Origin of the sequence: Mycobacterium sp. UM_11 (genome assembly GCF_001414075.1) — a bacterium.
Taxonomy (GTDB): domain Bacteria; phylum Actinomycetota; class Actinomycetes; order Mycobacteriales; family Mycobacteriaceae; genus Mycobacterium.
On sequence record NZ_LATC01000069.1, the window covers coordinates 1 to 20,264 of the forward strand.

A 20,264-nucleotide genomic window follows, 5' to 3' on the forward strand; every position below is an offset into this window, starting at 1 on the left:
GTAACGCGCGAGCTGGACAGGGGTCATGTCGGCCATCAGTGCCTCCGCGGTGGCGATTCCCCGCTCGGCCATTTCGGTTTTGACCGCGCCGGGTTCGACGACGACGACCCTGACGCCGAGATGGCCGATTTCGCGGCGCAGGGCATCGCTGACCGCCTCGAGAGCGAACTTGGAACCGGCGTATGCGCCGTAGGTCGGCAAGACGACCTTGCCGCCGACGGAACTTATGTTCACGACGGTGCCTTTGCTGGCTAACAGGGCCGGCAGCAGCGCCTGCGTCATCGCGATGTGTCCGAACAGGTTGACCTCGAATTGCTTGCGCCACTGCGCCATCGGCAACGTCTCCACCGGAGCGTTGATCGCGATGCCGGCGTTGTTGACGAGCGCGCGAAGGGGGCGACGCAGCGGATCATTCGCGACACGATCGGCAAGCGCGGCCACGTCCGACCCGACGGTGATGTCGAGGATGAGCGGTTCGATGCCTTCGGCGCGCAGCGCGTCGGCGTCGGCGTCGCGACGGACACCGGCAAGGACGTGGAAACCCCTGCGCGCCAACTCCTTCGCGGTCGCCGCGCCCATGCCCGTGGAGGCGCCCGTGACGACGATCAGCTCCCGGCGATCGATGCGATTGGAGGAATTCATGGTGGTCTCCGTCCGGGGTGCGGCACTTGAGTTGACGTTGTCAACTGAAGCTAGGCCTTCAAGTTGACATTGTCAACTCAAACCCGGGCTTATGCTCGGCGGGTGACGACACGCGCGGAAAGCGCCGCGGCCACCCGCCGTTCGCTGCTCGAGGCCGCGGGTGCCCTGCTGGACCTCGGCGGGGTCGAGGCGGTGACGCTGCGGGAGGTGGGGGCGCGGGCCGGTGTATCGCGGTCCGCGGCGTATCGCCACTTCGCCGACAAGGAATCGCTACTCGCCGTCGTGGCCACCAACGCGCTGAGCGAATTGGGGGATCTGCTCGAGGTTTTGGTGGCCAGTGACGATGCGCCCGAGGAGTCGTTGCGCTCCGGCCTGCTTTCGCTGATCGGGCTCGGCCGTGCCCGGCCGCATCTGTATCGGCTGATGTTCACCCCGCCGCCGGGGGACCCGACCGACGCGATGCGGGCGGCCGAACGCGCGCAGGATCTGTTCCTCGACATCGTGGGTCGCATCACCGGTCCCGAGCAGGCGCGGCGTTACGGCGCGCTGCTGTTGACCAGTGCCCACGGGATCACGGGTTTGGATTTGAGCGGGCACATGGATCTGGACAAGTGGCACACCAACGCCGAGGAGCTTGTGGACACCCTCATCTCGGTGTTGCCAAGAGCGTGATGAACGCCTGCGCGGCCGCGTCCACGCCGGCTTCGTCGTCGGTGGCCACCAGGTCCAACAGCAAGCCACGCGTGACCGCCAGCCCGAGCCGTGCCATCGCGCCGTCGTAGGGTACGCCGGCGGCGGCCGACTCGACCTCACGCAGCCAGCCGTCGACTGCGCCGGGAATCATTCGCGTGAACGGCTTTTCGCCCTGGGCGGCGCGCGAATAGCACTCGAAGAAGAGGCGCTCCAACTGGCGCAGCTCGGGGCGGCGAAGGTCGGCCCACATCGCGGCGAAGCCCTCGGCCGGGTCCATGGGTAACCCGGGCACCAATGCCATCTGGCGGCGCTCGGCCTCCTCGACGATCGCGATCAACAGGTCTTCGCGAGACCCGAAGTGGTGCAACAACATCCGATGACTGGTGCCGACCGCGGCGGCCACCTCGCGCAACGAACGGTTGCCGATGCCGTTCGCGGCGAACTCCTCGAACAGCGTTTCCAGTAGTTCGCGGCGCCGCTGCGCGTCAGGAGTGCGTGCCATCGGCGCGGCTGAGCTGCTCAGACCGGGCCTTGAGTCCCTGAGCCTCGAGCTCGAGGAATCGCTTGGTCTTATTGACCATCAGCCGACCGACCAGCGCGCCGAGCACGCCGCGCTGATCCAGCTGCTGGCGCACCAGGGTGCGGCCGCCGGGCAATCCGGTCACGTAGTGCCGGGCGCTCACCAGGACGCCGGGGGAGCGTTGCACCCAGGTCCAGGAGGCGCCCGGATCGATCTCGGTGACTTTCCAGATCAGCTTCGCCATGCCGGGCTGCTTGATCGCGAACCGCCTGCCGACCTCGAGCGCGTGCCCGTCCCGTCCGACCAGCGACGTCACCGACGCGGTCCACTCGGGCCAGCGCTCGACGTCGCTGAAGACGTCCCACACGAGCTGCGGCGGTGCATCGATCTCGACACTGTCTTCGGTAAACATGTACCAAATGGTACATCCAAAGTGACGCTTGGCAAGGCCTTCACCGCGCGGGGCGGGCCGAAGACTGATCGGACCGCCGGCGGGGCCACCGAGCGTGAACTGGCGGCGCAAATTCCGCCGGTTCTTCGCCGTCAGTGCACGCTCGACGACGCGGCCGACGCACGACACGCAAACACAACTTCTTGTGTTCCGCTCCCTTGTCGTACCCCAGGGGTAGTGTTTGAGTTCTAGTCGACTGCAGGCAAAAACCGCGTGTGAAGTGGGGTTCTGGTGACCGAAAACATGAAGCTGATTGACCGCGTTTCGGCGATCAACTGGAACCGGCTGCAGGACGAGAAGGACGCCGAGGTCTGGGACCGGCTGACCGGAAACTTCTGGTTGCCCGAGAAGGTGCCGGTGTCCAACGACCTCCCGTCGTGGGCGACGCTGACCCCGGGTGAGAAGCAGCTGACCATGCGGGTGTTCACCGGGCTGACGCTGCTGGACACCATCCAGGGCACGGTCGGCGCGGTCAGCCTGATCCCGGACGCGCTGACCCCGCACGAGGAAGCCGTCTACACCAACATCGCGTTCATGGAGTCGGTGCACGCGCGCAGCTACAGCAACATCTTCTCCACCCTGTGCTCGACGGCCGAGATCGACGACGCGTTCCGCTGGTCGGAGGAGAACCCGAACCTGCAGCGCAAGGCCGAGATCGTCATGCAGTACTACAAGGGCGACGAGCCGCTCAAGCGCAAGGTGGCCTCGACGCTGCTGGAGAGCTTTCTGTTCTATTCGGGCTTCTACCTGCCGATGTACTGGTCGAGCCGGGCGAAGCTGACCAACACCGCCGACATGATCCGGCTGATCATCCGCGACGAGGCCGTGCACGGTTACTACATCGGCTACAAGTACCAGCGTGGGCTGGCGCTGGTCGACGAGGACAAGCGCACCGAGCTCAAGGACTACACCTACGAGCTGCTGTTCGAGCTCTACGACAACGAGGTGGAGTACACCCAGGACCTCTACGACCAGGTCGGGCTGACCGAGGACGTCAAGAAGTTCCTGCGCTACAACGCCAACAAGGCGCTGATGAACCTCGGCTACGAGGCGCTGTTCCCGCGCGACGAGACCGACGTCAACCCGGCGATCCTGTCGGCGCTGTCGCCCAACGCCGACGAGAACCACGACTTCTTCTCCGGCTCGGGCTCGAGCTACGTGATCGGCAAGGCCGTCGTCACCGAGGACGAGGACTGGGACTTCTAGGCTCGCTAGCTCAGGAATCGGGCCGGCCGCACACGTCGGGGGGGAGGGACTGGGGCCGGCCCGATCCTCTATTCAGACACCGGCTGGGCCGATTTTCTTCCCGCGGGACCCTTGGCGCTTCCGGCGGGCGGCGGCACCCAGGCCCGTAGGACCTTGCGGCCGATCAATTGGCAACCGTGGGTGTTTGCCAATTGCTTTGCGGCCCTGGTGAATTCGCGATTGCTCACCACGACGCTGCGGGCGCATCCGTGGTGGCGGGCCCCGGAGACCACCTGCTGGACGGCGGCGACGCCGACCGCTTTGCCGTAGCGCTTGCATTGAACCGCCACCGAGTGGCCGTCCTTTTCGGCGATCAGGTCGACGCCGTAGTCCCCGACCGCCGGGGTGAACGTGACCCGCCAGCCCGCCCGGCGCAGGCGGGCGGCCACGTAGCCCTCGAACTCGACCCCGTCCATGGCGTCGACCGCCCGCAGGGTGGCGTCGGCGCGCCCCCCGCGCGGCCAGCGACGCCGCGTCGCCCAGCCGAACAGCGCCTCGACCAGCAGCAGCAGGTAGAACGTCGCGAATCCCATTCCGGGGCTGTGCTCGAGGACGCCGACGACCAGCGCACCCGCCAGGGGGAGGACGACGAGCGCCATGAGCACGCCTCGATGGTAAGGACCGGCGCCGACAACACCGCCCGCCGCCGCGCCCGGGGCCGACATGTTCGGGCAGTGAACGGCGTATGAATTGTGCGGACGGAGCGACGGGCCGGTAGCGCCGGTGCTGCCCGTGCCCTGACACTGTCCTGGTGACGAAAACCGCATCCTCGGACCACCGCCACCACTTCTTACGTTCCGTCATCCGGTGGCTGCAGGTCGGCTACCCCGACGGCGTCCCCGGCCCGGACCGCGTGCCGCTGATGGCCCTGCTGCGCAGCACGCCGCTGACCGACGACCAGATCCGCGAAGTGGTGCGTGGCATCACCGCGAAGGAAGGCTCCCCGGAGACGATCGATCACGCGATCGAGCGCGACGAGATCGCCGAATTCATCTCGGACATGACGCAATTCGACGCCGGCAAGGAAAACGTCATCCGGGTGGCCGCCACGCTGGCCGCGGCCGGATGGCCGCTGGCCGGCATCGACGTCAGCGAGGTCGTTCCGGACGACGAATTCGCCGAGGCCGCCGAGATCGCGGCCCGAGGCTCCGAGGCCGAAGAGGCCTCGGAGGTCGCGTCATAGCTTCGAGATGTCGATGACGAAGCGGTAGCGCACGTCGCTCGCCAGGACGCGCTCGTACGCCTCGTTGATGTAATCCGGGTCGATCAGCTCGATTTCGGGCGTCACATCGTGCTCGGCGCAGAAGTCCAGCATCTCCTGGGTTTCGGCGATCCCACCGATGTTGGACCCGGAAAGGCTGCGCCGGGCCAGCGCCAGCGCGAACGCCCCCACCTCCATCGGGTGCTCCGGGATGCCCAGCTCGACGAGGGTGCCGTCGACGTCAAGCAGGCTGAGGTAGTCGTTCAGGTTCAGGTTCGCCGACACGGTGTTGAGCATCAGGTCGAAGCTGCCGCGCAACTTCTTGAAGGTCTCGCGGTCGGCGGTCGCGTAGTAGTGCTTGGCGCCCAGCCGCAGCCCGTCTTCCATCTTCTTCAGCGACTGCGACAGCACCGTCACCTCGGCGCCCATCGCCGCACCGAGCTTGACGCCCATGTGGCCCAGGCCGCCGAGGCCGATGATCGCCAGCCGGGTGCCCTCGCCGGCATTCCAGTGCCGCAGCGGTGAGAACAGCGTGATCCCGGCGCACAGCAGCGGAGCGGCCTTGTCCAGCGGCAGCGAGTCGGGGATGCGGAGGACGAAGTTCTCGTCGACGACGATCGCCTGGCTGTAGCCGCCCTGCGTCGGCGTGCCGTCCTTGTCGGTGGAGTTGTAGGTGAAGGTCGCGCCGTTCTTGCAGTACTGCTCGAGGCCGTTCTGGCAGCTGCTGCAGTGACCGCAGGAGTTCACCATGCAGCCGACGCCGACGTGGTCGCCGACCTGGTACTTGGTGACCTCTGAGCCCACCGCGCTCACCACGCCGGCGATCTCGTGGCCTACGACCACCGGGTAGTTCGGCACGCCCCACTCGCCCTTGGCCGTGTGGATGTCGGAGTGGCAGATGCCGGCGAACTTGATGTCGATAGCCACGTCGTGCGGGCCGGGTTCACGGCGCTCGATGGTGGTCTTGGTCAGCGGTTCGGTAGCCGAGGTCGCGGCGTAGGCCGAAACAGTGCTCATGAATATCCCTCTTCGAAATGGTTCCGTCGGAAAAAGTTTAGCTAAGGTAATGTTCCCGGGCCACCGGAGGCGCTAGGGATCACATCAGGAGTGCGGGTACCCGCTCGCCGGCGCGCTAATTGATGGGCGCGTTGACCAGTCGGAGGTCGTCGACGATGCCGCGGGCCGCGATCAGGCCCTCGCCGGTTTGCCAGATCTCGTCGTTGACGATGTAGACGCGGTTGTCGTGGTTGGCCGACAGCTTGCGCCACGGGTTGCTGTCCAGCAGGGTCGCGGCGCGCTGGGCGGCCGCCGGTGACGAGCACGACACGTAGACGACGTCGGCGTCGGCGGCGGAGAAGTCCGGGTTCTTGGCCAGGTCGGCGTCGCTGGCGCCGATCTCGATGTACGGCTTGTCGGTGAACCGTTGGGCTGCCGGCCGGTCCACCCCGACGGCGCCGAGCACGCTGGCCGGGAAGTTGTTGGTGCCGTAGATCCGGACCGTGTCGATGGTCAGCTGCACGATGGAGGCCTGGAAATGGGAGGCGTCGTGCCGGGCGCCGACGTCGCCGGCCCGCTGCGAGAAACCGGTGAGCAGGGCGTCGGCCGCGCCGCCGCGCGCCGTCGCGGCGCCCACGCCCCGCACGTTGTCTTCCCATGCCGCGCCCGGCGCCGCGGTGAACACCGTCGGGGCGATCGCGGCCAGCTGCGAATACAGCTTCGGCGTCAGCCCCTGCGAACCGAGGATCAGGTCGGGGTGGGCCGCCGCGATCCCGGCCAGGTCCGGGTTGCTGCGGGTCCCGACGCCCGCGACGCCGCGCACCGCGCTGCCCAGGTAGGCGGGCTGGCTCGAGGACCCGTCCGGCAGCGCCGCGCCGACCACCCGCGACTGCAGGCCCAGCGCGCACAGCGTGTCGAGCTGGTCGCCGGACAGCACCACGATGCGCTGCGGCTCGGCGGGCACCTGCACCACGTCGGGATTGACGCCGGCGGCGTTGTGGGCCTGCCGCGTCTTCGGCCCCGGATCGGGCGCCGCGGCGTCCCGGGCGCACGATTCGTCCGGGCGGCGGTCGTTTCCGAGCACGCCGGCACCCGCGATCTGGGTGGTGGGGGTGACCAGTGAGGGGGTGGACGCCTTGCCGCCCGGTTTGCCGGATCCGCAACCGCTGCACGCGACGGCGACGGCGGCCGCCAGCGCGGCGGCCGCGCGCAGGTACGCGGGTCGGGTCACGCCGAAAAGCACGCGTCAGACGCTAACACCCGCCGCCGGCGCCCCCGGCGCGCCGAACCGACACGCCGCCCCGCCGACCCATTTACGACAGTTTGTAGGACCAGCCCTGACGTCGCCATGATCGGCGGTTAAGATTCGAGTCAGCTCTGTTTTTTGGGCCCCTGTCCTACTGTTTGGAGAAGCTGTTGACAGCCGAAGCGCCCCCCTTGGGAGAACTCGAGGCCGTTCGTCCGTACCCAGACCGGACCGGTCCCAAAGGGAACCTCGTCTACAAACTGGTAACGACCACCGATCACAAGATGATCGGCATCATGTACACGGTCACCTGCTTCGTCTTCTTCTTCATCGGCGGACTGATGGCCCTGTTGATGCGCACCGAGCTGGCCGCGCCGGGACTGCAGTTCCTGTCGAATGAGCAGTACAACCAGCTGTTCACCATGCACGGCACGATCATGCTGCTGCTGTACGCCACCCCGGTGGTGTTCGGCTTCGCCAACCTGGTGCTGCCGCTGCAGATCGGCGCGCCCGACGTGGCGTTCCCGCGGCTGAACGCCTTCTCGTTCTGGCTGTTCCTCTTCGGCGGTCTGACCGCGTCGGCCGGCTTCATCGTCCCGGGCGGCGCCGCGGACTTCGGCTGGACGGCCTACACGCCGCTGTCGGACGCGGTCCACTCGCCGGGAGCCGGCGGGGACCTGTGGATCACCGGCCTGATCGTCGCCGGTCTGGGCACCATCCTGGGTGCGGTCAACATGATCACCACCGTGGTGTGCATGCGCGCGCCCGGCATGACGATGTTCCGGATGCCGATCTTCACCTGGAACATCCTGGTGACGTCGATCCTGATCCTGATCGCGTTCCCGATCCTGACCGCCGCGCTGTTCGGGCTGGCCGCCGATCGACATCTAGGGGCCCATGTCTACGACGCGGCCAACGGCGGGGTTTTGCTGTGGCAGCACCTGTTCTGGTTCTTCGGCCATCCCGAGGTGTACATCATCGCGCTGCCGTTCTTCGGCATCATCACCGAGATCATCCCGGTGTTCTCCCGCAAGCCGGTATTCGGTTACACCACACTGGTTTACGCGACGCTGTCCATCGCCGCGTTGTCGGTCGCGGTGTGGGCGCACCACATGTTCGCCACCGGAGCCGTTCTGCTGCCGTTCTTTTCGTTCATGACCTATCTGATCGCCGTGCCGACCGGGATCAAGTTCTTCAACTGGATCGGCACGATGTGGAAAGGGCAAATCACCTTTGAGACCCCGATGCTGTTCTCGGTGGGCTTTTTGGTCACCTTCCTGCTGGGCGGTCTGACCGGGGTGATGCTGGCCAGCCCGCCGCTGGACTTCCACGTCACCGACACCTACTTCGTGGTCGCGCACTTCCACTACGTGCTGTTCGGGACGATCGTGTTCGCCACGTTTGCCGGCGTGTACTTCTGGTTCCCGAAGATGACCGGCCGGCTGCTGGACGAGCGGCTGGGCAAGCTGCACTTCTGGTTGACCTTCATCGGCTTCCACACCACCTTCCTGGTGCAGCACTGGCTGGGCGACATGGGCATGCCGCGCCGCTACGCCGACTACCTGCCCTCGGACGGCTTCCAGCCCTACAACATCGCCTCGACGGTCGGCGCCTTCATCCTGGGCGCGTCGATGTTCCCGTTCGTCTGGAACGTCTTCAAGAGCTGGCGCTACGGCGAGGTCGTGACCGTCGACGACCCCTGGGGCTACGGCAACTCCCTGGAATGGGCCACCAGCTGCCCGCCGCCGCGGCACAACTTCACCGAGCTGCCCCGGATCCGTTCGGAGCGCCCGGCTTTCGAGCTGCACTACCCGCACATGGTGGAGCGGCTGCGCGCCGAGGCGCACGTCGGGCGCCACGCCACGGCCCTCGAGTCACCGAAGGGCTTCGGTCCGCGGACCGAGCCCGATCGCTCGACGCCTGAACAGTAGCGGCGGTAGCCGCAGGTGAATTCACCACCGAAGGTGTCGGTACTGATCACCGTCACCGGCGTGGACCAACCGGGCGTCACCTCGGCCCTCTTCGAGGCCCTCTCCCGGCATGGCGTCGAGTTGCTCAACGTCGAACAGGTGGTGATCCGGCACCGCCTGACGCTCGGCGTGCTGGTGTGCTGCCCCGCCGACGTCGCCGACGGCGCCGACTTGCGTCGTGACGTCGAATCGGCGATTCGCGGGGTGGGCCTCGACGTCACCATCGAGCGCAGCGAGGACGTGCCGATCATCCGGGATCCCTCGACCCACACCATCTTCGTGCTGGGCCGGCCCATCACCGCCGGCGCGTTCGGCGCGGTGGCGCGGGTGTCCGCCGGCCTCGGCGTGAACATCGACCTGATTCGCGGGGTCTCCGACTACCCGGTGACCGGCCTCGAGCTGCGGGTCTCGGTGCCCCCGGGATCGGACGCCGCGCTGCGGACCGCCCTGAACCAGGTATCGGCCGAGGAGCGCATCGACGTCGCCGTCGAGGACTACACCCTGGAGCGGCGGGCCAAGCGGCTGATCGTGTTCGACGTGGACTCGACGCTGGTGCAGGGCGAGGTCATCGAGATGCTGGCCGCCCGGGCGGGCGCCGAGGGGAAGGTCGCCGCGATCACCGAGGCCGCCATGCGGGGCGAGCTGGATTTCGCGCAGTCCCTCGAACAGCGGGTGGCCACCCTGGCGGGGCTGCCGGCCAGCGTGATCGATGAGGTCGCCGAGCAACTCGAGTTGATGCCCGGCGCGCGGACGACTCTGCGGACGTTGCGGCGCTTGGGTTTTCACTGCGGCGTGGTTTCCGGCGGCTTCAGGGGCATCATCGAGCCGTTGGCCGAGGAGCTGATGCTGGACTACGTCGCGGCCAACGAGCTGGAGATCGTCGACGGCAAACTCACCGGGCGCGTCGTCGGCCCGATCATCGACCGCGCCGGCAAGGCCACCGCGCTGCGCGACTTCGCGGAGCGGGCCGGGGTGCCGATGGCGCAGACCGTCGCCGTCGGCGACGGCGCCAACGACATCGACATGCTGGCCGCGGCGGGGCTCGGGGTGGCCTTCAACGCCAAGCCGGCGTTGCGGGAGGTGGCCGACGCCTCGCTGAGCCACCCGTACCTGGACACCGTGCTGTTCCTGTTGGGCGTCACGCGCGGCGAAATCGAGGCCGCCGACGCGGTGACCGGCGAGGTGCGCCGGGTGGAAATCCCGCCCGAGGGGTAGCGATAGCTCCGGCGCGGCGTCGCCGCGAGCAGACAGAAACTCGCGTGATCTCAGCCACTTTCGTGCGATTTTGCGTCTGGTCGCCGGAGCGGCGACCCGGCAGGGATCGGACGGCCGCGGTACGGCACGATGAGCGGGTGCCCGCCGACCAAACGAACGAGGCAGCCGACCCCGATCTGCTGATCGATTTCAGGAACGTGTCGCTGCGGCGCGGCGGCAACTCCCTCGTCGGGCCGGTGGATTGGGCGGTCGAACTCGACGAGCGCTGGGTCATCATCGGCCCCAACGGGGCCGGCAAGACATCCCTGCTGCGCATCGCCGCGGCGGCCGAACACCCCTCGTCGGGCCTGGCCTTCGTGCTCGGCGAGCGGCTGGGCCGGGTGGACGTGTCGGAGTTGCGGTCCCGGATCGGGCTCAGCTCGTCGGCGCTCGCGCAGCGCGTGCCGACCGACGAGGTGGTGCGCGACTTGGTCGTGTCGGCCGGCTACGCGGTGCTGGGCCGGTGGCGGGAGCGCTACGAGGACGTCGACTACCGCCGGGCCATCGACATGCTGGAGAGCCTCGGCGCCGAGCATCTCGCGGACCGCACCTACGGAACGCTGTCGGAAGGCGAGCGCAAGCGGGTGTTGATCGCCCGCGCGCTGATGACGGACCCCGAGCTGCTGCTGCTCGACGAGCCCGCCGCGGGCCTGGACCTGGGCGGCCGCGAGGAGTTGGTGGCGCGGCTGGCCGACCTGGCGGCCGACCCCGACGCTCCCGCGCTGGTGCTGGTCACCCACCACGTCGAGGAGATCCCCCCGGGTTTCAGCCACTGCATGCTGCTGTCCGAGGGACAGGTGGTCGCCGCGGGGTTGCTGACCGACGTGCTGACCGGCGAGAACCTGTCCACCGCGTTCGGCCAGTCGATCGCCCTCGACGTCGTCGACGGGCGGTATTTCGCCCGCCGCGTCCGCACCCGCGCAGCGCACCGGAGGCAGCTATGACCTCAGCGACCGAAGAGGCCCCACTGGTCCCGCGCCCGGCGGCGACCGTGATGCTCGTCCGCGACGACCCGGCGGGCTCGGGAACCGGGCTAGCCGTCTTCCTGATGCGCCGCCACGCCAAGATGGAGTTCGCCGCGGGCACGATGGTGTTCCCCGGCGGCGGCGTCGACGACCGGGACCGCAACGCCGACATCGCGTGGGCCGGCCCGCCGCCGCAGTGGTGGGGGCAGCGTTTCGGCATCGAGCCCGACCTGGCCGAGGCGCTGGTGTGCGCGGCGGCCAGGGAGACCTTCGAGGAATCCGGAGTGCTGTTCGCGGGGCCGGCCGGCGACCCGGACGGGATCGTGGGGGACGCGTCGGTGTACGCCGACGCCCGCCGCGCGCTGGCCGACGGGACGCTGTCGTTCGCGGACTTCCTGCGCCGCGAGAACCTCGAGCTGCGTTCGGATCTGCTGCGGCCGTGGGCCAACTGGGTCACCCCGGAAGCCGAGCGCACCCGCCGCTACGACACCTACTTCTTTGTGGGCGCCCTGCCCGAGGGGCAGCGGGCCGACGGCGAGAACACCGAATCCGACCGTGCCGGCTGGACGACGCCCCAGGCGGCCATCGAAGACTTCTCGGCCGGCCGATGCTTCCTGCTGCCGCCGACGTGGACCCAGCTGGACTCGCTGGCCGGCCGGACCGTCGCGGAGGTGCTGTCCGTCGAGCGGCAGATCGTGCCGGTGCAGCCGCACCTGGAGATCCAGGGCGACAACTGGGTGTTCGAGTTCTTCGACTCCGACCGCTACCACCGGGCGCGCGAGGCCGGCGGGATGGGGTGGCGGCATTGAGCGAGTTCGTCAGCACGGTGGTCAGCGACGGCTCGCAGGACGCCGGGCTGGCCATGCTGCTGCTGTCGCGCCCGCCGACGAACGCGATGACCCGCCAGGTCTACCGGGAGATCGTGGCCGCGGCCGGCGAGCTGGGGGAGCGCGACGACGTGGCGGCCGTCATCTTGTTCGGCGGCCACGAGATCTTCTCCGCCGGTGACGACATGCCCGAGCTGCGCACGCTGACCGCGCCGGAGGCCGAGACGGCGGCCCGGGCCCGCCAGCAGGCCATCGAGGCCGTGGCGGGCATCCCCAAGCCGACCGTCGCCGCGATCACCGGGTACGCCCTGGGCGCGGGGCTCACGCTGGCCCTGGCCGCCGACTGGCGCGTCAGCGGCGACAACGTGAAGTTCGGCGCGACCGAGATCCTGGCCGGCCTCGTCCCGGGTGGCGACGGGATGGCCCGCCTGACCCGCGCGGCCGGGGCGAGCAAGGCCAAGGAACTGGTGTTCAGCGGCCGGTTCTTCGACGCCGAGGAGGCGCTGGCGCTTGGCCTGATCGACGAGATGGTGGCCCCCGACGACGTGTACGACGCGGCGGCGGGGTGGGCGCGCCGCTTCCTCGAGGGCCCCCGGGCCGCGCTGGCCGCCGCGAAGGCGGGCATCAACGACGTGTTCGAGCTGGATTCCGGTGATCGGGGCGCGGCCGAGCGGCGCCGTTACGTCGAGGTGTTCGCCGCTGGTCAGACCGGCGAAGAGGACTCCGGATCCGCCGCCCGTTAGGCTGCCCTGCATGACGACGAGTTCGACGGACGCCGTGCCCAACCCCCATGCCACGGCCGAGCAGGTGGAGGCGGCCAGGCACGACAGCAAGCTGGCCCAGGTGCTCTACCACGATTGGGAAGCCGAGTCCTACGACGAGAAGTGGTCGATCTCGTATGACCAGCGCTGCGTGGATTATGCCCGGGACTGCTTCGACGCGATCGTGCCCGACGAGGTCCTGCGCGAGCTGCCCTACGACCGGGCCCTCGAATTGGGCTGCGGCACAGGCTTTTTCCTGCTCAACCTGATCCAGTCCGGGGTGGCCCGGCGCGGGTCGGTCACCGACCTGTCACCCGGGATGGTCAAGGTCGCCACCCGCAACGGCCAGTCGCTGGGACTGGACATCGACGGCCGGGTCGCGGACGCCGAGGGAATTCCTTACGACGACAACACCTTTGACCTGGTGGTCGGGCACGCCGTGCTGCACCACATCCCCGACGTCGAGCTCGCGCTGCGGGAGGTGGTCCGGGTGCTGCGGCCCGGCGGCCGGTTCGTGTTCGCCGGCGAGCCGACCACGGTCGGCGACACCTACGCCCGCATGTTGTCCACCCTGACCTGGCGCGTCGCGACGAACGTCACCAAGCTGCCCGGTCTGGACGGCTGGCGGCGGCCGCAGGCCGAGCTCGACGAATCCTCGCGCGCCGCGGCGCTGGAGGCCGTCGTCGACCTGCACACGTTCACGCCGGGCGACCTGGAGCGGTTGGCCGGCAACGCCGGTGCGACCGAAGTGCAAACGGCCACCGTGGAATTCACCGCCGCCATGCTGGGCTGGCCGCTGCGCACGTTCGAATGCGCGGTGCCGCCGGGGCGACTGGGCTGGGGCTGGGCGAAGTTCGCGTTCAACAGCTGGAAGGCGCTGAGTTGGCTGGACGCCAACGTCATGCGGCACCTGGCGCCGAAGGGCTGGTTCTACAACGTGATGATCACCGGGGTCAAGCCCTCCTGAGTGACGGCCTGGTTTTCGGCGCCGAGGACGTCCGTTATCTGCGGTCGCAACCGGGTGCCGCCGCGCTGGCCGCCGTCTCCGCACTCGCGCTGACCGACGCGACCCGGGTCGCCGACATCGCGGCCGCGCGAGCCCACTTCGGCGACCGGACGGCCGTGTTGGTGGAGACGACGCTGCTGCGCCGCCGCGCCGCCGAGAAGCTCGGTGAGCTGGGCGCCGAGATCTCGAATTGGTTGTTCACCGACGAGGCGCTGCAGCAGGCGACCGCGGCCCCGGTGGCGATGCATCGGGCCCGCCGGCTCGCCGAGGCCGGTGTCGTCGTGCACGACGCGACCTGTTCGATCGGCACCGAGTTGGCCGCCCTGCGGTGCGCCGGCGTTCGTGCGGTGGGCAGCGACCTCGACTGGGTCCGGCTGGCGATGGCGCGGCACAACCTGGGGGAGGCGGCCCCGCTCTGCCGCGCCGACGCGCTGGCGCCGGTGACCCGCGGCACCGCGGTGCTCGTAGACCCGGCGCGCCGTGCCGGCGGGCGGCGCCGCTTCCGCATCGACGACTACCGGCCGGGCCTGGGCGCCTTGGTCGACACCTACCGAAGCCGCGACCTCGTCGTAAAGTGCGCTCCCGGAATAGATTTCGACGACGTGGACCGCCTCGGCTTCGACGGCGAGATCGAGGTGACATCCCATCGCGGCTCGGTGCGGGAAGCGTGCCTGTGGTCGGCCGGACTGGCGCAGCGGGGCGTCCGCCGGCGGGCGACGGTCCTCGATCGCGGCGAGCAGATCACCGACACCGACCCCGACGACTGCCCGGTGCGACCGGTGGGGCGATGGATCGTCGACCCCGACGGCGCGGTGGTCCGGGCGGGGCTGGTGCGCCACTACGGCGCGCGCCACGGACTCTGGCAACTCGACCCCGACATCGCCTACCTGTCGGGCGATCAGCTGCCGCCCGGGGTCCGGGGCTTCGAGGTGCTCGAGCAACTGGCGTTCGACGAGCGGCGGCTGCGCCAGGCGTTGTCGGCGCTGGACTGCGGGACGCTGGAGGTTCTGGTGCGTGGCGTGCCGGTCGACCCCGACGCGCTGCGGCGCCGGATGCGGCTGCGCGGTGGCCGGGCCCTGTCGGTGGTCATCACCCGCATCGGGCCGCGGGCCGGCGGTCGCGCGGCGGCGTTCGTCTGCCGTCCCTCGCGATAGCGCCCGGTAGGCTGGTGCGACGCTCTGCCAGGCGTCCAGCCCCGCCTAACCTGCAAGGACAACGGAAGAATGCGTTTTCTGATAGCGGCCGTGGTGCTCGCATCGGCGGCCCTGTTGGGTTGGCCGGCGGCCGCCGCGCCACCGTCGTGTGCCGGCGTCGGCGGCACCCTCGAGGACGGTCAGATGTGCCGCGTGCGCGCCACCGGTCCCACCTACACGCTCAACCTGGCGTTTCCCGCCGACTATCCCGACGAGCAGGCGCTGATCGACTACGTCACGCAGAACCGGGACGGTTTCGTCAACGTCGCCCAGAGTTCCGGGTCGCGCGATCAGCCCTACCAGCTGGAGGCCACCACCGAGCAACGCAGTTCCGGCCAGCCGCCGCACAACACCCGCGGCGTGGTGCTCAAGTTCTTCCAGGACCTCGGCGGGGCGCACCCGTCGATCTGGTACAAGGCGTTCAACTACAACCTCGGCACGAAGCAGCCCATCACCTTCGACACCTTGTTCGCGCCGGGCACCACGCCGCTGGACAGCGTCTTTCCGATCGTGCAGCGCGACCTTGAACACCAAACCCCGTTGGGCGCAGCGATTCTGCCGTCGACCGGGCACGACCCGACGCACTATCAAAACTTCGCCATCACCGACGACGAGCTGATCTTCTACTTCGCGCCCGGTGAGATCCTGCCGGCCTTTGCCGGGCCGGTTCAGGCGCGGGTGCCGCGCAACGCCGTCCCGCCGCTGGCGGTCTAAACCGGGCCGGCCAACGTCTCCATCGCCGCGGCGCCGACCGCCAGCGCCACCTGCGCGACGCAGCCGAGCAGCGGGACGAAGAAGGCGGTCCGGCGCTTGGCCAGGCGGCGGATCGCGACGACCAGCGCAATGACGACGAGGACGACGCCGCCGCCGATCCCCAACACCATCGCGCGGTCGATCCACGCCGGGTCGCCGCACTTTTGGGTGCCGCACGGGTCGGTGCCCATGACGAACAGGCCCAGTAGGCCAACGGTGACCGCGACCAGGAAAGCCTGGGTGGCGAGCAGCAGCACGGTGGCGATGCGGTCGGCCGTCGGATTGCGCTGCCCCTTTTGGGAGTAGGCGTTGATGGCGGCCTGCATCTCGTCGTCGTCGGTGGGCATGGGCCCAGTATGGCCGCCCCTACTCGGGCGCGAAGCCGTAGACCTGGCCGTCGCTGGTCGCGGCCACCACGCGGCGGTCGGCGCCGACCGCGATCCCGACGGGATAGCCGGTGGCCGCCGGAAGGGGATAGCTGCCCTGGGTGTGGCCCGTGCCGGGGTCGAACACCAGTAGGGACATGCCGGGTGCGCCGTTCGCCCCCGGGCCGCTGACCACGCTGTAGCCGACGCCCGCACCGGCCAGGCTCGACGACGACAGCGGGACGACGTCGTCGCGCCGCCACGCCGCATCGGCGTGATCGCCCGCGTCCTTGAACGCGGCCAACCGGGTGTCGGGGCCGCCGCCCGACACGACGAGGCCCTCGGGCGTGACCGCGGGCGGCGTCTGCGCCAGAAATCCCAGCGGCACCGACCACTTCACTTTCCCGTCGGCGGCATGCAGCGCCCACAGTCGTTCGTCGCGGCCGTTGACGTAGACGGTCGACCCGTCGGCGGACAACACCGGGCTGGCGATGACACCGGCGGCGACGACGTCGCTGGTCCACTCCCGCGACAGCAGCGGCGTCTGGCCGGGGTGATACTTCAGCCCGACCAGCCCGGCGGTCGGCGCGCCCGGCTGCCACACGCCCAGCACCGCCATCTGGCTGGCCGCGGAGAAGGCCGGCGCGGCGGCCACCGGGCAGCCCTGCCGGGCCGGCGCGCAATCCGCCAGGCCCCGCGTCGCGTCGGTGGGATCGACGCCCTCCACCAGATCCATCGGGCTGCCGGCCACCGCGCCGCGGTGCGCCTCGAAGACCAGCACCTGGCCCAGGTGCGTCGCGGCGAGCAGCTGCCCGTGACCGAGAAACCTTGGCGTCAAAGGCATTCCGATCACCGGCTGTCGCCAGCGCGTCCACTGCGTGACCGGGAAGGAGAGGAAGGCGCCCGGCTGACCGACGTAGACGTTGTCGAACCCGTCGAACAGGGGACCCGCGAAGCCGCCGCCCTGGAACAGCCGCACGCACCAGCGTTGCCGGCCGTTGTTGTCGTTCTCCCATTCCATCAGCGAGCACCCGGCCGGGGTCTGCGCGTTGAGGGCCAGGTAGCCGCGCGCGCTGAGCGCCGGGCCCGCCGCCAGGCTGCCCTTGACCGAGCGCGTCCACCGCAACGACAGCTTGGTGGCGCCGCCGGTGGGCGTGTAGCTGCTGTTGGCCGCGTCGGCGTATTGCGCGGGCCAGCCCTGCGACGGCGCCGCGTCCACCCACGAATCGGTGTTGCCGCAACCGGCGAGCCCGCCGGACAGCGCGGCCGCGAACACCACAGACGACCAGCGCCGAAGTTGTCGGGCAAGCACCTCGAAGTCCAAATCCTTCCGCGCCGCGGGCAGCGATCGAGTACAGGTGAGGGTAACCCGTGGCGGTTCGCGTGCCGGTGATTGCCCGCGTTAGGCTGTCCGGCTGTGACGAGCATGTGGGGTGCACCGGTCCATCGCCGCTGGCGTGGATCGAACCTGCGGGACCCGCGCCAGGCCAAGTTCCTCACGCTGGCCTCGCTGAAATGGGTGCTGCGCAACCGCGCGTACACGCCGTGGTACCTGGTGCGCTACTGGCGGCTGCTGAAGTTCAAGCTCGCCAACCCGCACATCATCACCCGCGGGATGGTGTTCTTGGGCAAGGGCGTGGAGATCCACGCGACGCCCGAACTGGCGCAGCTGGAGATCGGCCGGTGGGTGCACATCGGCGACAAGAACACCATCCGTGCCCACGAAGGCTCGCTGCGGTTCGGCGACAAGGTGGTGTTGGGCCGCGACAACGTCATCAACGCCTACCTCGACATCGAGCTCGGCGACTCGGTGCTGATGGCCGACTGGTGCTACGTCTGCGACTTCGATCACCGCATGGACAACATCAACCTGCCGATCAAAGACCAGGGCATCGTGAAGTCGCCGGTGCGGATCGGGCCGGACACCTGGGTGGGGGTGAAGGTGACGGTGCTGCGCGGCACGGCGATCGGCCGGGGCTGCGTGCTGGGCTCACACGCGGTGGTCCGCGGGGTCATCCCCGACTACTCGATCGCGGTCGGTGCGCCGGCCAAGGTGGTCAAGAACCGTCAGCTGGCCTGGGAGAGTTCGGCCGCGCAGCGGGCCGAGCTGGCGGCGGCGCTGGCCGACATCGAGCGAAAGAAGGCCGCTCGCTAGTTGTGACCCGCGGCCAGCACCGCTAGCTCGCGGGTTCGGGGTGGTCGTCCACCTTGAAGTCGAAGTTGACGTCGCCCGCGTCCACGTCGGTGACGGTCACCGCGATGCCGTATTTGTCGGTGCCGTCGACGAGTTGGCACCGCAGCGTCGCGCCCTGGACGCCCTTCAGGTTGTCGGGGCAGGTCACCGAGTCGGGCTTCCTGCCGACCTGCTGGGCCAGCTTGTTGCTGATGATGCTGGCGACCTGGTTCTTGTCGACCGTCTCGACCATGTCGAACTTGACGTCGTTGCCGTTCACGCTCGTCACGGTCACATTGACGTTGAACGTCTGGTTCTTGACCTTCATCTCGCAATTCAGTTGCGCCCCAACCTTGGCGGGCAGATCATTCGGGCAGTTCACCGAATCGGGCTTGTTGCCCGCGGCGTCGGTCAACTTCGAGGTGATCTGGCCCGCGACATCGCTCTTGCTGACCGAGTGCGAGGAGCCGACGGAGCACGAACAGGCGTTCACGCCCGCCAGCAATCCCGCTGCGGCACCGGAGATCAGCAACGTCCGAACGATGGGGTGTGACATCAGCGCCTCCCGAGCGGCTCAACAACGACGAATCGGCTGATAATCGCACGCAAAAACGGCTTCGCGTAGGCGATTGAGCAAACATTCACGCAAGCGACAATTCGCCGCGGAGCCGCGATCAGATGCTCTGGTAGCGACGCAGCGCTTCGGCGCGCTCGGCGCCGTGATCGACGATCGGGGCCGGGTAGCCCGCCGGCCGTTCGCTTTTGCGCAGGTGCGCATCGTCGACCGGGCGCAACTCGGGCACCCAGCGCCGGATGTACTCCCCGGATGGGTCGAACTTCTCGCCCTGGGTGGTCGGGTTGAACACCCGAAAGTACGGCGCCGCATCGGTGCCGCAGCCCGCGCACCACTGCCACCCATGCTGATTGTTGGCCATGTCGCCGTCGACGAGCTGATCGAGGAACCACTCGGCACCCCATTGCCACGGCAGGTGCAGGTCCTTGACCAGAAACGATGCGACGATCATCCGCACCCGGTTGTGCATGTAGCCGGTCTCGCGCAGTTGACGCATCCCGGCGTCGACCAGTGGAAACCCGGTTTCGCCGGCCTTCCACGACTCGAAGCGGCGTGTCGCTTCGGCGTCGGTGTCGGTGCGGATTCCGTCGAACTGCCGGTTCCAATTGCGCCAGGCGCTGGCCGGCCAGTGATGCAGCACGTCGGCGTAGAAGTCGCGAAACGCCAACTCGCGCAGGTAAGCCTGGGCGCCGCCGTGACGAAGGTCGAGATCGGCGACCATGGTGCGCGGATGGATGGTGCCGAACTTCAGGTACGCCGACATCCGGCTGGTGCCGTGCAAGTCGGGCCGGTTGCGGTCCTCGTCATAGTGCTGCAATCCGTTGGCCACGAATGACTTCCACTGCTTGAGGGCCGCGGCCTCCCCGGCGGCCACGTCGAGCGCGGTGCCCGGATCGGGGATTTCGCATCGCTTGATCCGCAGTTGCGCCGGATCAAGCCAGCGCGCGGACTCGGCGCTCGTCTTGGCCGGTGCCCGCCAGCCGAATTCGCGCCATTGGCGCAGAAACGGGGTGAACACCTGATAGGGCGTGCCGTCCTTCTTGGTGACCCGGCCCGGTGACACGAGGTACGGCGATCCCGTTGCTATCAGGGGCACGGAATCCAGCGCCGCACGCACCCGTTCGTCACGGCGCTTACCGTACGGCGCGAAGTCTTCGGAAACGTGCACCGCCGACGCGCCGATCTCCGCGGCGATGCGCGGGATCAGCTCGTCGGGCCGGCCGCGTGCCACCAGTAACCGGCCGTCGAGGTCGTCGCGCAGTTGGCGCAGCGAGTCGCCCAGGAACTTCAGGCGGCGCCGGCCCGACGACGCCTCGAGCCTGGGGTCGAGCACGAAGCAGGCGAGCGTTTCCCCGTCGCCGGCCGCGGCGTTGAGCGCCGGATGGTCACCCAACCGCAAGTCGCGACGAAACCATAGGAGCGTCGGCAT

At 69.0% G+C, this 20,264-nt stretch carries 22 protein-coding genes; 12 read left to right on the forward strand and 10 right to left on the reverse strand.

Annotation, left to right across the window (positions count from 1 at the left end; genetic code table 11):
- Nucleotides 1-642, reverse strand: a 642-nt coding sequence (locus tag WU80_RS17015) for an SDR family NAD(P)-dependent oxidoreductase (protein WP_055405795.1), incomplete at its 3' end; no start/stop codon positions are given.
- Between the two features lie 102 nt (nucleotides 643-744).
- Here WU80_RS17015 and WU80_RS17020 point away from each other — a divergent pair.
- Nucleotides 745-1,314, forward strand: a complete 570-nt coding sequence (locus WU80_RS17020) for a TetR/AcrR family transcriptional regulator (protein WP_055403993.1) — start codon at nucleotides 745-747, stop codon at nucleotides 1,312-1,314.
- On the opposite strand, the gene WU80_RS17025 is transcribed toward WU80_RS17020, so the two are convergent.
- Both WU80_RS17025 and WU80_RS17030 read right to left on the reverse strand, forming a co-directional pair.
- The gene (locus WU80_RS17025) at nucleotides 1,289-1,837 is read right to left on the reverse strand and encodes a TetR/AcrR family transcriptional regulator (RefSeq protein ID WP_055403992.1); all 549 of its coding nucleotides are present in this window, start codon (nucleotides 1,835-1,837) and stop codon (nucleotides 1,289-1,291) included. The genes WU80_RS17020 and WU80_RS17025 overlap by 26 nt on opposite strands.
- Nucleotides 1,821-2,267: an SRPBCC family protein gene (locus WU80_RS17030; protein ID WP_055403991.1), complete on the reverse strand. Its 447-nt coding sequence runs from the start codon at nucleotides 2,265-2,267 to the stop codon at nucleotides 1,821-1,823. Before WU80_RS17030 ends, WU80_RS17025 begins: the two co-directional genes overlap by 17 nt.
- A 270-nt stretch (nucleotides 2,268-2,537) precedes the next feature.
- Between WU80_RS17030 and nrdF the strand changes: the two genes are divergently transcribed.
- On the forward strand, nucleotides 2,538-3,512 hold the full coding sequence (gene nrdF / locus WU80_RS17035) for a class 1b ribonucleoside-diphosphate reductase subunit beta (RefSeq protein ID WP_197281278.1): 975 nt from the start codon (nucleotides 2,538-2,540) through the stop codon (nucleotides 3,510-3,512).
- Between the two features lie 68 nt (nucleotides 3,513-3,580).
- Here nrdF and WU80_RS17040 read toward each other — a convergent pair whose 3' ends face one another.
- Nucleotides 3,581-4,150, reverse strand: a complete 570-nt coding sequence (locus WU80_RS17040) for a restriction endonuclease (RefSeq protein WP_082459906.1) — start codon at nucleotides 4,148-4,150, stop codon at nucleotides 3,581-3,583.
- Between the two features lie 152 nt (nucleotides 4,151-4,302).
- Here WU80_RS17040 and WU80_RS17045 point away from each other — a divergent pair, with 152 nt between their 5' ends.
- Nucleotides 4,303-4,734: a DUF3349 domain-containing protein gene (locus WU80_RS17045; protein ID WP_055403989.1), complete on the forward strand. Its 432-nt coding sequence runs from the start codon at nucleotides 4,303-4,305 to the stop codon at nucleotides 4,732-4,734.
- On the opposite strand, the gene WU80_RS17050 is transcribed toward WU80_RS17045, so the two are convergent.
- Nucleotides 4,729-5,769: an NAD(P)-dependent alcohol dehydrogenase gene (locus tag WU80_RS17050; RefSeq protein WP_055403988.1), complete on the reverse strand. Its 1,041-nt coding sequence runs from the start codon at nucleotides 5,767-5,769 to the stop codon at nucleotides 4,729-4,731. The genes WU80_RS17045 and WU80_RS17050 overlap by 6 nt on opposite strands.
- A 115-nt stretch (nucleotides 5,770-5,884) precedes the next feature.
- On the reverse strand, nucleotides 5,885-6,961 hold the full coding sequence (locus WU80_RS17055; RefSeq protein ID WP_156349602.1) for an iron-siderophore ABC transporter substrate-binding protein: 1,077 nt from the start codon (nucleotides 6,959-6,961) through the stop codon (nucleotides 5,885-5,887).
- 203 nt (nucleotides 6,962-7,164) lie between these two features.
- Here WU80_RS17055 and ctaD point away from each other — a divergent pair, with 203 nt between their 5' ends.
- The 8 genes from ctaD (at nucleotide 7,165) to WU80_RS17095 (ending at nucleotide 15,684) form a co-directional block, all read left to right on the forward strand.
- Nucleotides 7,165-8,925, forward strand: a complete 1,761-nt coding sequence (gene ctaD / locus WU80_RS17060) for a cytochrome c oxidase subunit I (RefSeq protein WP_055405797.1) — start codon at nucleotides 7,165-7,167, stop codon at nucleotides 8,923-8,925.
- 15 nt (nucleotides 8,926-8,940) lie between these two features.
- Nucleotides 8,941-10,179, forward strand: coding sequence for a phosphoserine phosphatase SerB (gene serB, locus WU80_RS17065; protein WP_055403986.1), 1,239 nt, complete (start codon nucleotides 8,941-8,943; stop codon nucleotides 10,177-10,179).
- Nucleotides 10,180-10,316: 137 nt separating this feature from the next.
- Nucleotides 10,317-11,162: an ABC transporter ATP-binding protein gene (locus tag WU80_RS17070; protein WP_055403985.1), complete on the forward strand. Its 846-nt coding sequence runs from the start codon at nucleotides 10,317-10,319 to the stop codon at nucleotides 11,160-11,162.
- Complete coding sequence (locus tag WU80_RS17075; protein WP_055403984.1) at nucleotides 11,159-11,992, forward strand: NUDIX hydrolase; 834 nt, start codon at nucleotides 11,159-11,161, stop codon at nucleotides 11,990-11,992. The genes WU80_RS17070 and WU80_RS17075 overlap by 4 nt, the downstream gene beginning before the upstream one ends.
- A complete protein-coding gene (locus tag WU80_RS17080) occupies nucleotides 11,989-12,753 on the forward strand; it encodes an enoyl-CoA hydratase (RefSeq protein WP_055403997.1) in 765 nt (254 codons plus the stop codon). The genes WU80_RS17075 and WU80_RS17080 overlap by 4 nt, the downstream gene beginning before the upstream one ends.
- 10 nt (nucleotides 12,754-12,763) lie before the next feature.
- A complete protein-coding gene (locus WU80_RS17085) occupies nucleotides 12,764-13,738 on the forward strand; it encodes a class I SAM-dependent methyltransferase (protein ID WP_055403983.1) in 975 nt (324 codons plus the stop codon).
- Nucleotides 13,735-14,931, forward strand: a complete 1,197-nt coding sequence (locus WU80_RS17090) for a class I SAM-dependent methyltransferase (protein ID WP_197281281.1) — start codon at nucleotides 13,735-13,737, stop codon at nucleotides 14,929-14,931. The genes WU80_RS17085 and WU80_RS17090 overlap by 4 nt, the downstream gene beginning before the upstream one ends.
- 69 nt (nucleotides 14,932-15,000) lie before the next feature.
- On the forward strand, nucleotides 15,001-15,684 hold the full coding sequence (locus tag WU80_RS17095) for an esterase (protein ID WP_055403981.1): 684 nt from the start codon (nucleotides 15,001-15,003) through the stop codon (nucleotides 15,682-15,684).
- Here the strand turns inward: WU80_RS17095 and WU80_RS17100 are convergent.
- Both WU80_RS17100 and WU80_RS17105 read right to left on the reverse strand, forming a co-directional pair.
- Complete coding sequence (locus tag WU80_RS17100; RefSeq protein WP_231633844.1) at nucleotides 15,681-16,199, reverse strand: DUF6264 family protein; 519 nt, start codon at nucleotides 16,197-16,199, stop codon at nucleotides 15,681-15,683. The genes WU80_RS17095 and WU80_RS17100 overlap by 4 nt on opposite strands.
- Complete coding sequence (locus WU80_RS17105) at nucleotides 16,090-17,367, reverse strand: PQQ-binding-like beta-propeller repeat protein (RefSeq protein WP_197281280.1); 1,278 nt, start codon at nucleotides 17,365-17,367, stop codon at nucleotides 16,090-16,092. Before WU80_RS17105 ends, WU80_RS17100 begins: the two co-directional genes overlap by 110 nt.
- Before the next feature lie 138 nt (nucleotides 17,368-17,505).
- Here WU80_RS17105 and WU80_RS17110 point away from each other — a divergent pair, with 138 nt between their 5' ends.
- Entirely contained in the window at nucleotides 17,506-18,243 is a 738-nt protein-coding gene (locus WU80_RS17110; protein ID WP_055403978.1) for an acyltransferase, read from the forward strand.
- Nucleotides 18,244-18,265: 22 nt separating this feature from the next.
- Here WU80_RS17110 and WU80_RS17115 read toward each other — a convergent pair whose 3' ends face one another.
- Both WU80_RS17115 and WU80_RS17120 read right to left on the reverse strand, forming a co-directional pair.
- A complete protein-coding gene (locus WU80_RS17115; RefSeq protein WP_055403977.1) occupies nucleotides 18,266-18,817 on the reverse strand; it encodes a DUF4333 domain-containing protein in 552 nt (183 codons plus the stop codon).
- 118 nt (nucleotides 18,818-18,935) lie between these two features.
- A complete protein-coding gene (locus tag WU80_RS17120) occupies nucleotides 18,936-20,264 on the reverse strand; it encodes a deoxyribodipyrimidine photo-lyase (RefSeq protein WP_055403976.1) in 1,329 nt (442 codons plus the stop codon).

Bases quoted from the DNA above. Each gene is read 5' to 3' on its own strand.
- WU80_RS17025 (WP_055403992.1), bottom strand. From the start codon at position 1,837: ATGGCACGCACTCCTGACGCGCAGCGGCGCCGCGAACTACTGGAAACG.
- WU80_RS17030 (WP_055403991.1), bottom strand. From the start codon at position 2,267: ATGTTTACCGAAGACAGTGTCGAGATCGATGCACCGCCGCAGCTCGTG.
- WU80_RS17040 (WP_082459906.1), bottom strand. From the start codon at position 4,150: ATGGCGCTCGTCGTCCTCCCCCTGGCGGGTGCGCTGGTCGTCGGCGTC.
- WU80_RS17050 (WP_055403988.1), bottom strand. From the start codon at position 5,769: ATGAGCACTGTTTCGGCCTACGCCGCGACCTCGGCTACCGAACCGCTG.
- WU80_RS17075 (WP_055403984.1), top strand. From the start codon at position 11,159: ATGACCTCAGCGACCGAAGAGGCCCCACTGGTCCCGCGCCCGGCGGCG.
- WU80_RS17085 (WP_055403983.1), top strand. From the start codon at position 12,764: ATGACGACGAGTTCGACGGACGCCGTGCCCAACCCCCATGCCACGGCC.
- WU80_RS17095 (WP_055403981.1), top strand. From the start codon at position 15,001: ATGCGTTTTCTGATAGCGGCCGTGGTGCTCGCATCGGCGGCCCTGTTG.
- WU80_RS17115 (WP_055403977.1), bottom strand. From the start codon at position 18,817: ATGTCACACCCCATCGTTCGGACGTTGCTGATCTCCGGTGCCGCAGCG.
- WU80_RS17120 (WP_055403976.1), bottom strand. From the start codon at position 20,264: ATGCCGACGCTCCTATGGTTTCGTCGCGACTTGCGGTTGGGTGACCAT.